Below are 11,370 nucleotides of genomic sequence, written 5' to 3'. Positions count from 1 at the left end.
ATAGAAAAAGAATTTTAAATTTTATTATGAAATCGAAAAAACAAAAACGTTATTTCAATTCAACATGAATCCCAACATATTGTACGGATGGATAAAGCTTAACAAGGAAATAGGGAGGGCTTTTATCAAGAAAGTGCAAAAGAAAATTTAAGATGCCTAATCCTGAAAAACTTAATCAATATATGAAAATCCCAAAAATTCAGACAAAATACAGAGAGACAACGGAAAGTGAATTTTTTGAATAATGACAAGAATATTAGAAAAATAATTAAAAAAACGGGACATTATCTATCATTTCACCCACTGTATTCATCGGATTTAAACTCAATAGAAAAAGAAGAAATAAGATAATTTGATTTTAAATAGGTTTTGGTATAACACTAAACATTTTAAATGTCTACTTGTTTCTCAAATTTTCAAACCATATATATTTAAACACAACTTAATCTAAATCATCTACATTAACTCTACCCTCAAGCGATCTTCCCAGCGTCGCCATATCCGTATATTCAATATTCCCACCCATTGGAATTCCACTAGCGATTTTAGAAATCTTGACATTTTTTTCTTTCAGGAATTTTGTCAAATATAGGCTTGTAGTTTCACCTTCCAAGTCAGGATTTAAAGCCAGTATAACTTCCTTTATATCTCCATTTAGCCTATTTATTAGCTTTCTTAAATTCAAATCTTCAATTGTAACTCCATTTAGTGGGTCAATTTTTCCACCAAGCACGTGATAAAGTCCATTATAAGTTTCAGACTTTTCAAATGCAATTACATCTCGCACTCCTTCAACAACGCATATCACTTCCTTGTCCCTTTTCTCGTTGGCACAAATTTCACAAATATCATTTTCAGATAAGTTCCCGCAAATTTCACAATGTTTAATATTAGCATGTGAATCTTTTATTATTTCAAGCATTCTATCAATATCAGCTTCACTTTTATCTAAAACATCAAACGCAATTCTTGCCGCACTTTTTCTTCCAATTCCTGGCAATTTTGCAAAAACATCTATCAGATCATCAAGTTTTTTCACTTTTTTATTCCTTTCTTGCACTAAACCTTACTTAAATAGGAATAGTTTTAAATCTTTTTATTTTATAATATTAAAATCTTCTATTTCTTTTATTCTAAATTCAACTCTTTAATAAGTTCAAAAATTTCTCTTTGCAAAATGTTTTCAAATTCATTTATATTTATATTTTTTTCTATAAATTTTTCATATTCATCAACTTTTTCAGATGTGTATTCAAGATTTCTATATGGATTATTTTTGAAATATTGATAAATTTGATTCAAATTTTTTAACTCAATTTTTTCTTCGTCAGGTTTATAATTTTTAATATCCATTATATATGGATTTGAAATTTCATCTGTTCTTATTATGATATAATCTGAAATTTTTTTGGTTAGTTCCTCATAATCAATTCCCATTGTATAATAATCTCTATAAGAACTTTTTTCCATTTCCGTTTCGAGCATGATGTCATTTATAAATAACATTTTTTTTATTCTCTCTATTTTTTTTCTTAGTTTATTCTCTTTTAAAATCTCTTGTTTTAAATTTTTAAAATATGGATAATCGTTTCTAAATTCGCCTATGAAAAAAGTTTTTTTAAAATTTGATAAATCAATTTCTATTTTTTTTAGGGTACTTTCTCCTGGTCCTTGTTTCCAGTCATCCATTTCTTCTGCTACATACAGTACCTCCGTACACTTCATATCTAAAAGTATACAATAACCTCTTACCTTCTGAATTTCCATTCCAGAATTTATTTTTTGTTTGAAAGTTGGATAGTATAGATAATATACTCTTTTTCTAAGCTTTACTGGTTCAGAAAACATCATTATCTGCAATGCGAAAAAATACAGAATAATTTTTTTAATTCTCATTTTAATTTCACTCCTACACATTTTTTAGTTTAACCCCAATTTTTGGAATAATTCTACAATTTCCCTGTTTAATTCAGAATAAAAATTTGTTTCATAAATTTCTTTTTCCAAAAATTTATTATTAAAATCCTCTATTTCTTTTATTGCAAATCCAACTCTTTAGTCAGTTCATAAATCTCTCTTTGTAATGCAACTTCTAATTCAGTTATATTTATATTTTTTTCTATAAATTCTTCATATTCATCAACTTTACTACTTGTATAATCAATATCTCTATATGGATTATTTTTGAAGTATTGATAAATCTGATTTAAATTTTTTACTTCAGTTTTTACTTCATCAGGTTTATAATTTTTTATATCCATTATATATGGATGTATAATATCAGCACCTCTTATGACAATATAATGTGAAAAATTTCTTCCAAAATCATCATAATTTCTTTCAATATATGGTATGTTAAAATAATCTAGCCCAAGATTTATTAATACTCTCGTTTCTTCAATTGCATCATAGACCAATAACATTTTTTTTATCTTATTTATCCTTTCTCGTATTTTATAATCTTTTAATGTTATCGAATTTATCTTATTAAATTTGGGATAATTTTCTTTAAAATCAACATCGCCATATGACATTGCTTTAAAAGTTGACAGATTAATATTTATTTTTTTTATAGCATCCACTTTTAATCTTTCAGGTTCGTATTCATCTTCTGATTCAAATTCATAATATTTAGGTATAAATATAAATCCCATACATATATGACCAGTATTTATGACCAGTATTTTTATGTGTTAAACAATAGCCTTTCAGTCTTTGAATTTCAAGTCCCGATTTTATTTCTTGATTAATAACTGGATAGTAATTATAAAACACTATAGTGCGTAATGTCTCTCTAGTTTCAGAAAAAGTTAATATTTGAAATATTATCAAATATAGTATAATTTTTATCATTCTCATCTTATCTCACCTTCTCATTATATATTGCACGTTTTGGAAAATCATTTTCCTCTTCCAACCCACGTTCAAGTTAATTTCCCTGCCATATCAAACTTTTTAACAACATTATTTTATCGTATACAAATAAAGGGAAAAGGCATAAGACCGTTTCCCTCATAAAATATTTATAATTACTTGTTGTGTGTGATGCGGTTAAATAATCAGATTTTTAATTATTCTCCAACTCTTTCTACTCTGAATGTATTAGTTGTTCCTTCTTTAGAAATTCCAGTTACCATTACTACTAAATCACCTTTGTTAGCTTCTTCATGGTTAGCTGCAATTTCTCTTGCTTTTGTGAAGAAATCATCTGTTTTATCTAATCCTTTTGCTACGTAAGCTCTAACTCCTCTCACTAATGCCAACTGTCTTGCAGTTTGTTCGTTGTCAGTTAAAGCGATAATTGGTACAGTTGGTCCATATTTTCTAATCATTCTTGGCGCTCTACCAGTTTTTGTCCAACATACAATTAATTTAGCATCTAATGCATGAGAAGTACTTACTGCACCACTTGAAATTGCTTCTGTAACAGAAATTTCTGATCCATCTGGAGTTTCAACTGTTTTAAATTTCTTGAATTCATCTGTTCTTTTTGAAATAGTAGCCATCATTTTAACAGCTTCTACCGGATATTTACCTTTTGCAGATTCTCCTGATAGCATAACTGCATCTGTACCATCCAAAATAGCGTTAGCAACATCTCCTGCTTCCGCTCTTGTAGGACGTGGGTTTCTGATCATTGAATCTAACATTTGTGTTGCTGTAATAACTGGTTTTCCAACTTTGTTACATTTTCTAATCATCATTTTTTGCATAAATGGAACTTCTTCAGCAGGTACTTCTACTCCTAAATCTCCTCTGGCAACCATGATTGCATCACTTAATTCCAAGATTTCATCAAAGTTATCAACACCTTCTTGGCTTTCAATTTTTGAAATAATTTGAATATTTTTTCCACCATTGTCATCTAAGACTTTTCTTACTTCAGCAACGTCAGATGCTTTTCTTATGAATGAAGCTGCTACAAAGTCAACACCTTGTTCACAACCAAATTTCAAGTCAGCAATATCTTTTTCAGCTAATGCTGGCAATCCAACTGAAACATCCGGCAAGTTTACACCTTTAGTTTCTCCTAATTCTCCAGTATTTGTAATAACACAATGAACTTCTCCAGCTGCTTTATCAACACTTTCAACTTTTAATCCAACTAAACCGTCATCTAATAATACTGTTGTTCCTTCATACAAGTCATCAACAATTCCAGGATAAGAAACTGCAAATTTTTCAGCATTTCCAACGAAAGAGTAGTCAGTAGTAATAGTTACTTTTTTACCAGTTTCTAATAATACGTCTTTTCCACCTTCTAATTTTCCAGTTCTGATTTCAGGCCCTTTAGTATCTAATAAAATTCCTATTTCCTTACCTGTTTTTTTCATTACTTCTCTAATATTTTTAATTCTTGCTCCATGTTCTTCAAAATCACCATGAGAAAAGTTTAATCTCATTACGTTCATTCCGCTTTCTACTAATTTTGTCAACATTTCAACACTTTCAGTTTTTGGACCAATGGTACAAACAACTTTAGTCATTTTAATTTTCATTTTTCCTCCTAAAATTTGATATTTAAAATTTCATTGTATTATTTTATCAATGAACTCTTACTTCCGTAAGAAATATTCATTTATTTTTTTAAACTGTTAAACCTAAAAAAGATTTTAACAATTATAATGATAACATATTTGCTATTGCATAATCAGAAGCAGATGCTTTAGAATAGTTTTCCCAAGCGTAAGATAATTTATGAGTTGTTACTTCTTCACTTTGAATTCCAACCATTAATCCACCTTTTCCTTCTTCGATAAGCTCAACCGCTCTTACTCCTAATCTTGTTGCTAATATTCTGTCAAATGCTGTTGGTGCTCCACCTCTTTGAATATGTCCTAAGATTGTAACTCTTATATTTGTATCAACTTTTTTAGCTAATTCATCCTTAATATCCATAATATTTCCAACACCTTCTGCAACTACGATTATATCGTACAATTTACCTTCTGCACGTCTTTTTTTGATTACTTCGGCTATTTTATCGATAGAACTTTGAGCTTCTGGGATCATTACTCCACTTGCTCCTCCTGCTATTGCAGAATAAAGAGCTAAATCTCCACAGTTTCTTCCCATTACTTCAACTAAGTATGTTCTTTCGTGTGAAGTTGCTGTATCTTTTAATTTAGAAATAGCATCTAAAATTATATTTAATGCTGTATCATAACCAACTGTATAGTCAGTTCCCGCTACGTCATTATCAATTGTTCCAGGTATTCCAATTGTTTTAATACCATGTTCCTCATACAAATAGTGTGCTCCATGAAATGATCCATCTCCACCGATTACAACTAATCCGTCAATTCCATATTTTTTTAAATTAGCCGCCGCTTTTGCTCTAACTTCAGGATCCTTAAATTCTGGCAATCTTGCTGATAATAAAATTGTTCCTCCTTTATCAGCAATTCCGCTTACATCTAACAATGTCAATGGAAAAATCTGATCTTCAAGCATACCTTTGTATCCTCTTCTTATACCATAAACTTCCATTCCTTTGTTTATAGCAGCTTTAGTGACAGCTCTTATCGCTGTATTCATCCCCTGTGAATCTCCTCCACTTGTTAAGATTGCGATTTTCTTCATCTTAAATTTTCTCCTTCTACACATTATAATTACAAAAATTTCTTTTAAATTCTATGTTTTAATATTATCATTTTTGAAATCTATTGTCAATTAATTTTTCAAATTATTTTATTATACGCCCCTTTTTTTAATTAAATCTGTTTAATAGTCTAAATTTTTATTTAAAATTAATTAGTTTGATTATTAACTATTTTTAGATTTTTATAAAAATAAAAAAATTATAAATAAAAATTTTTAACCAACATTATAAATTTATGTATGGATTATAATTTCTTCCATATTTTTTCCATCTTGAACTACCCATTCCAAAGCAAGCCTGCTAAAATACACAATACTCTCATTTACAATTCTATCATACCCTTCTAGTTTTATCTCAACATTTGCCCAATTTAACCTATATGTATAGTCTAGCATATCTAAAATCTTATTTTTTGAGCGTATCTCACACTTTCTTGCAAAAGATTTTAGTTTTTCGTATTTTAATCCATCTATAAACATAGAAACATCACAAAATGTATTAAAATCTTCAAATTCAATATCAATAAGCGATAACACCCACAATAGCATTTTTGCAGTTTCTAACATAAAATAAAATTCCAGGTTTAATTCCTTATCATCTGATGGATTTTCCAGATAATTTTTTTCACGCTCTGATAAGACTTGTTTAAACTCATATTTCTTTTCAAAAATATCAATAATTGTTTCTAATTCTTTTTGTCCATTTTCTTTTTTTTCAAGATAAGTTTCAGCGGCAAGACGTATCATCACTATTGCCACTATTCTTCTTATGATATCCCACTTTTTACATATCTGCACATTTGTTTCTGATATGTTTACTTCCATATTTTCATTATATGGAAGACCGTTCTGTTTTATTCTGTCTATATTTTTATTCTTTCTTTTAATATCATTCTTTGTTATTTCTAAATTATATTCAGTGAACATTTTTTCTGAAAGTGGCGGAATAAAATCTGAAACTTCCCATTTTTCAGGATTTTGAACCATCTTTCTATTGCCAAAGTGATAATGATTCAATCTCTTTTGTATAATAAATTTATGAAATTTTCCTAGAAAATTTACGGTTTTATCCAATAATTTTTCTTCATCTTTCATTTCTTCCTTATCAACAGCCTCTACAGTTACAAATAGTTTGTTATATTTAGTAAGCTCCTCTTCACTTAGATTTCTAAAACTTTCTAAATTCAGTTTTTCTAAAAAGATTTCTATTCCTATTTTTTCTTTTAAGAGAAAATTTCTATCTGGGTTTACGACTACCGTTATTTTTCTTCCATCATTTAGCTCAAAATAAAATTTCCTCGTTTTTTCAGTCAATTTATTCCCGTCTTCTGTTGAAACTGTGCTAATTTCATCTACATAAGTTTCCAAAAAACTTTTTACAAGCTCTATAGAGGATTTTTCATTTGAAAAACAGACACCTGACTGCACTTTTTTCTTTTTCTTAAAAAGATTCCATAAACCCATTCTTATTTCCCCTTTCATAGTATTATTTTTAACGTTTAAAATTATCAAGCTCTTTTTCAATAATTGAAATAACTGTCATATCTGCAGGTATCATACTTAAAATTTTCTGATACAGCTCCTCTCTCTTCTCACGGCATACTTGCAAAAATAATAAGCATTCATTCTTTTTCCTTAATTTTAAGCTATATCCATCATTCAAAAAGATATTAAAATTTATCGTTCTAAAAGTTCCCTGACGAATAAAAATCCTTGTTAAAACGCACATCTTAACTTCATCAATATTAAAATATATCTGTTCTTTTTTTATTTTTTTTATAAAAGTGAATATAAATTCTCCACCCAATTCTTCTAAATTTTCTGCATTAAATCTAATCTTTTTCATAATTATTAAAAAAGTTATATAAATTAGATAAAAAATTAGTATTATTACAGGCAACGGCAAATAAATCTTCATAATCTCCTCCCTTCCTTTTTTAGTACAAAAGTCAATTTATAGATTAAAATTATTTAGCTTCTTTTGAAAAATAAGTTACTGCAAGTATTGTTTTCATATCTCTTGACACCTTTGTAATATCCTTCACATCGACCCATACTACTTCCACTTCTTCCCCATGGTCGAGTGACTGCTCTATAGGCTTAACATCATCAGATTTTAGTCTTGCACTGAAAAAATATAATCTTTCAGTTGTGTATCCTGGCGATACATATAGCCCTTGTGGCAATTCTTCAATATCTGTCACATCTTTTTCCAAATACCCAGTTTCCTCTTTCAGCTCTCTAAATGCAGCAACTCTAGGCTTCTCATTACCATCAATTAATCCAGCACAAACTTCAATTTCATAATCCTTAGACCCCGGACGAAATTGCTTTACTAATATTGCTTTTTCCTTACTCTCATTAAACAGGACAAAACAAACAGCATCAGATTTATCCAAATACTCTAAAGTTATCCCTGTCGTAGGATGTGTCATTTTTGAACCTTTTAAAAATCTAAAACTATTATCCATTTATTTTTTGTATGATAATAAAAAATACTTACCATACACTCCTTTCTTTAACATTTAGTAAAATTATTTTCTTTAGCTATTTTTTTAGCCAATTTTAAATTACTATCTGAGTGATATTTTAAATTATCGTATCTATAACCTCCCAAAGTAACATAATCTTCATTATATTTTTTAAACCATTGTATTTTATAAGATTTATTTCTACAAAGTTCTTCTCTATTATTAGTTTTTTTAAATTCTATTTCTAATTCTTGGTTATTATAATTTAATCTTCCATTTGTATCTATTGTTGTATTTTCTGGAACTATTAATTCCATTTCATTCCATACTATTTTTTGTGTATTTTTTTCTAAAAGTTCTCTCCCTATTTTATCTTGCCTTCCCTCATTTTTAGTTTTTGCAGTATATTGTTTTACATAATTAATATAAGAACACGAACTCACTTCTATTAAAATACAAATAAATAAAATTATTTTCTTCAATTTAATTCCTCCTGTTAAATTTTACAATTCTAAAAAATACTCTCGATTACATTCAGCCCAATTTCCTTTGCAAACTCCCTTGCAATTTCCATCTCTTTATCTTCCATTCTGTTAAAATCGTGTGCATCCGAACCAATTATCGTTCTAACATTATACTGCTTCACAATTTCCCAAAATTCCTTGTATGGATACATATATCTGTCCCAGTCTGGATGTCTTTCAAATGTTTTTCTTATTCCGTTTGCATTTACTTCAAGCGGTACACCCATTTTTTCTGCCACTTTTGAAATCATGTGTGCTGCTTTTTCACAGTTTTCATCCCAAGTCCGATAATTTATTACATACAAATCTGGATGTGCAATGTAGTCAAATTTACCACTTTCTATAGCCTCAACCATATATTTCGCATAAGCTAGCACATCTTCCCCTGTCTGTATCTTCCAAGCATTGTAATTTGTGCTATCTCCGTTTTTTCTAAAGGCATGCAGTCCTAAAACAAGATAATCTAATTTTTCTCTATATCTATCGTATTTTTCAATAAATTCTGGAAAATATTCAATCTCTAGTGATTTATAAATCTTGATTTTATCTCCATATTTTCTCTGTGCTTCTTCTATTTCCTTCAAATATCCGTTAAAATCTTCTTCTTTCATTCTGTTATTTTCATAATATTCAGGCATTGGAGCGTGATCTGAAATTCCAAGTTCAGTATAACCTTCTCTAATTGCTACTTTTACATAATCTTCCACATTTCCAACGGCATGTTCACATCGGTAATTGTGAGTGTGAAAATTTGTCTTATTCATACTTTTCCCCATTCTATCCTTTTCAATTTTTTCTTTCGTATATTTTACCAATTATTTTGAAAAAAATAAAGGTTTTAAATAAATTTATTTTGTTTTTAGTGAAAATTTTTGATATAATGTAAGAAAAATATAAATATTTAAGGAGGAAATTTTTTTGATTTCAACAAGTAATTTATCTGTCCAGTTTGGTGGACGAAAACTTTTTGATGAAGTAAATATTAAATTTACAGAAGGGAACTGTTACGGTATTATTGGACCGAATGGAGCTGGAAAATCGACGTTTTTAAAAATATTAAGTGGGGAGCTTGATTCTACTTCTGGAGAAGTTATTGTAGAAAAAAATAAAAGATTATCATTTCTAAAACAGGATCACTTTGCTTATGAAGACGAAGAAGTATTAAATGTGGTAATGATGGGACACGCAAAATTATACGATATTATGATGCAAAAAAATGCCCTATACGCAAAAACTGAATTTACAGAAGAAGATGGAAACTTAGCGGCTGAACTTGAAGGAGAATTTGCAGAACTAGACGGCTGGGAAGCCGAAACAAATGCTGAAAAATTCCTTATTGGTTTAGGAATTCCCGCTGAACTTCATCATAAACTGATGAAAGAATTAACAGAACCTGAAAAAGTAAAGGTTCTGCTTGCACAGGCTATTTTTGGAAATCCTGACATATTATTATTAGATGAGCCTACAAATGGACTTGACTTGCATGCAGTAAAATGGTTAGAAGATTTTCTAATGGACTTGGAAAACACAACTGTACTTGTAGTTTCACATGATAGACACTTTTTAAATAAGGTTTGTACTCACATTGCTGATATTGATTACGGAAAAATTAAAATGTTTGTTGGAAACTATGATTTCTGGTACGAATCAAATCAATTAATGCAAGAATTAATCAGAAACCAAAATAAAAAGATGGAGCAAAAGAAAAAGGAATTGCAAGACTTTATTGCACGTTTCTCTGCCAATGCCTCAAAATCAAAACAGGCTACAAGCCGTAAGAAACAGCTGGAAAAATTACAATTTGAAGATATGCAGGTTTCTAACAGAAAATATCCATACATTGAGTTTAAGCCTGAAAGAGAAGCTGGGAACAATATGTTAAAAGTTGAGAACTTAACCAAAACTGTTGATGGCGAAAAAGTTCTTAACAATATTTCCTTTACGATAAATACTGGAGACAAAGTTGTTATTTTATCAAAAAATGATATTGCAAAGACTACTCTTTTCCAAATTCTAGCTGGAGAATTAGAACCAGATTCAGGAACTGTTGAATGGGGAGTTACAACTTCTCAAAGTTATTTCCCAAAAGACAACTCTGAATTTTTTGAAGGGGTAGATTTGTCATTGATTGACTGGCTAAGACAATTTTCACCTGACCAGCACGAAGAATATGTACGTGGATTCTTAGGAAGAATGCTATTCTCAGGAGAAGAGGCGAAAAAAAAGGCCAAAGTACTTTCTGGAGGGGAAAAAGTTCGTTGCATGCTTTCAAAAATGATGCTATCCAATGCAAATGTACTACTATTAGATAACCCAACAGATCACTTAGATCTTGAATCAATTACATCGTTAAATAAATCGCTGGAAAGATTTAACGGAACAATTTTATTCACAACACACGACCACGAATTTATTCAAACAATCGCAAACAAAATAATTGAGATTACACCAAAAGGTATTTTAGAAAAAGAAATGGAATACGATGATTATTTAAATGATGAAACTGTTGAAGCAAGGCTGAATGAGATGTATAGTTAGTGCTATTTCCCGTTTAAAGAACAGAAATAAAAAATTATGAATTTAAAATTATTTTTTTACAAGATTATTCTATTATACAGCTTATGTAACTATTAAAATACCCTTTAATTAAATTTATCATTAAGTATCCGTATAAGGGACTTTCATTAAAAAAACTGCTTATAATAAATATTTTTCCTATAGTTTTTATGTTTTTTCTTTTTATAAAGCAAGGGAAATCAATCGCCATTTCCCTT

General features: G+C 29.1%; 11 protein-coding genes. 1 reads left to right on the top strand and 10 read right to left on the bottom strand.

The genetic code is table 11. From position 1 onward, the window contains the following. Positions 1-442: 442 nt before the first annotated feature. From recR to HMPREF1552_RS07990, 10 genes are all read right to left on the bottom strand, one after another. Entirely contained in the window at positions 443-1,039 is a 597-nt protein-coding gene (recR, locus tag HMPREF1552_RS08040) for a recombination mediator RecR (protein ID WP_039901446.1), read from the bottom strand. An 89-nt stretch (positions 1,040-1,128) separates the two neighbouring features. Beyond that, positions 1,129-1,896 (bottom strand): hypothetical protein, encoded by a 768-nt coding sequence (locus tag HMPREF1552_RS12805; protein ID WP_039901444.1) that lies wholly within the window; start codon positions 1,894-1,896, stop codon positions 1,129-1,131. 140 nt (positions 1,897-2,036) lie between these two features. Next, positions 2,037-2,654, bottom strand: coding sequence for a hypothetical protein (locus tag HMPREF1552_RS12800; RefSeq protein ID WP_021744656.1), 618 nt, complete (start codon positions 2,652-2,654; stop codon positions 2,037-2,039). A 417-nt stretch (positions 2,655-3,071) separates the two neighbouring features. Continuing rightward, a complete protein-coding gene (pykF, locus tag HMPREF1552_RS08020; protein ID WP_021744654.1) occupies positions 3,072-4,499 on the bottom strand; it encodes a pyruvate kinase PykF in 1,428 nt (475 codons plus the stop codon). Positions 4,500-4,620: 121 nt separating this feature from the next. Beyond that, the gene (gene pfkA / locus HMPREF1552_RS08015; RefSeq protein ID WP_021744653.1) at positions 4,621-5,583 is read right to left on the bottom strand and encodes a 6-phosphofructokinase; all 963 of its coding nucleotides are present in this window, start codon (positions 5,581-5,583) and stop codon (positions 4,621-4,623) included. 252 nt (positions 5,584-5,835) lie between these two features. After that, positions 5,836-7,065 carry a DUF4272 domain-containing protein gene (locus HMPREF1552_RS08010; protein ID WP_039901443.1) on the bottom strand — a complete coding sequence of 410 codons (1,230 nt, stop codon included), beginning with the start codon at positions 7,063-7,065 and terminating at the stop codon, positions 5,836-5,838. 28 nt (positions 7,066-7,093) lie between these two features. Beyond that, positions 7,094-7,519, bottom strand: a complete 426-nt coding sequence (locus tag HMPREF1552_RS08005) for a hypothetical protein (RefSeq protein ID WP_039901442.1) — start codon at positions 7,517-7,519, stop codon at positions 7,094-7,096. Between the two features lie 49 nt (positions 7,520-7,568). Beyond that, a complete protein-coding gene (locus HMPREF1552_RS08000) occupies positions 7,569-8,072 on the bottom strand; it encodes an NUDIX hydrolase (protein WP_021744650.1) in 504 nt (167 codons plus the stop codon). A 47-nt stretch (positions 8,073-8,119) separates the two neighbouring features. Further along, entirely contained in the window at positions 8,120-8,554 is a 435-nt protein-coding gene (locus tag HMPREF1552_RS07995) for a hypothetical protein (RefSeq protein WP_021744649.1), read from the bottom strand. A 29-nt stretch (positions 8,555-8,583) separates the two neighbouring features. Further along, the gene (locus tag HMPREF1552_RS07990; protein WP_039901440.1) at positions 8,584-9,360 is read right to left on the bottom strand and encodes a histidinol-phosphatase; all 777 of its coding nucleotides are present in this window, start codon (positions 9,358-9,360) and stop codon (positions 8,584-8,586) included. Positions 9,361-9,514: 154 nt separating this feature from the next. Between HMPREF1552_RS07990 and HMPREF1552_RS07985 the strand changes: the two genes are divergently transcribed. Then, positions 9,515-11,134, top strand: coding sequence for an ABC-F family ATP-binding cassette domain-containing protein (locus HMPREF1552_RS07985; RefSeq protein ID WP_021744647.1), 1,620 nt, complete (start codon positions 9,515-9,517; stop codon positions 11,132-11,134). Positions 11,135-11,370 lie beyond the last annotated feature (236 nt).

The organism is Leptotrichia sp. oral taxon 879 str. F0557, from assembly GCF_000469385.1.
In the GTDB taxonomy this organism is placed as follows: Bacteria; Fusobacteriota; Fusobacteriia; order Fusobacteriales; family Leptotrichiaceae; genus Leptotrichia; species Leptotrichia mesophila.
The sequence above is the reverse complement of the archived record's forward strand: the minus strand, read 5'-3'. Positions and strand labels throughout refer to the sequence as shown.

What these genes read in the sequence shown, in the direction of transcription:
- HMPREF1552_RS12805 (WP_039901444.1), bottom strand. Translation starts at nt 1,896, where the DNA reads ATGAGAATTAAAAAAATTATTCTGTATTTTTTCGCATTGCAGATAATG.
- HMPREF1552_RS08000 (WP_021744650.1), bottom strand. Translation starts at nt 8,072, where the DNA reads ATGGATAATAGTTTTAGATTTTTAAAAGGTTCAAAAATGACACATCCT.
- HMPREF1552_RS12800 (WP_021744656.1), bottom strand. Translation starts at nt 2,654, where the DNA reads ATGGGATTTATATTTATACCTAAATATTATGAATTTGAATCAGAAGAT.
- HMPREF1552_RS08005 (WP_039901442.1), bottom strand. Translation starts at nt 7,519, where the DNA reads ATGAAGATTTATTTGCCGTTGCCTGTAATAATACTAATTTTTTATCTA.
- HMPREF1552_RS08010 (WP_039901443.1), bottom strand. Translation starts at nt 7,065, where the DNA reads ATGGGTTTATGGAATCTTTTTAAGAAAAAGAAAAAAGTGCAGTCAGGT.
- HMPREF1552_RS07990 (WP_039901440.1), bottom strand. Translation starts at nt 9,360, where the DNA reads ATGAATAAGACAAATTTTCACACTCACAATTACCGATGTGAACATGCC.
- pykF (WP_021744654.1), bottom strand. Translation starts at nt 4,499, where the DNA reads ATGAAAATTAAAATGACTAAAGTTGTTTGTACCATTGGTCCAAAAACT.
- pfkA (WP_021744653.1), bottom strand. Translation starts at nt 5,583, where the DNA reads ATGAAGAAAATCGCAATCTTAACAAGTGGAGGAGATTCACAGGGGATG.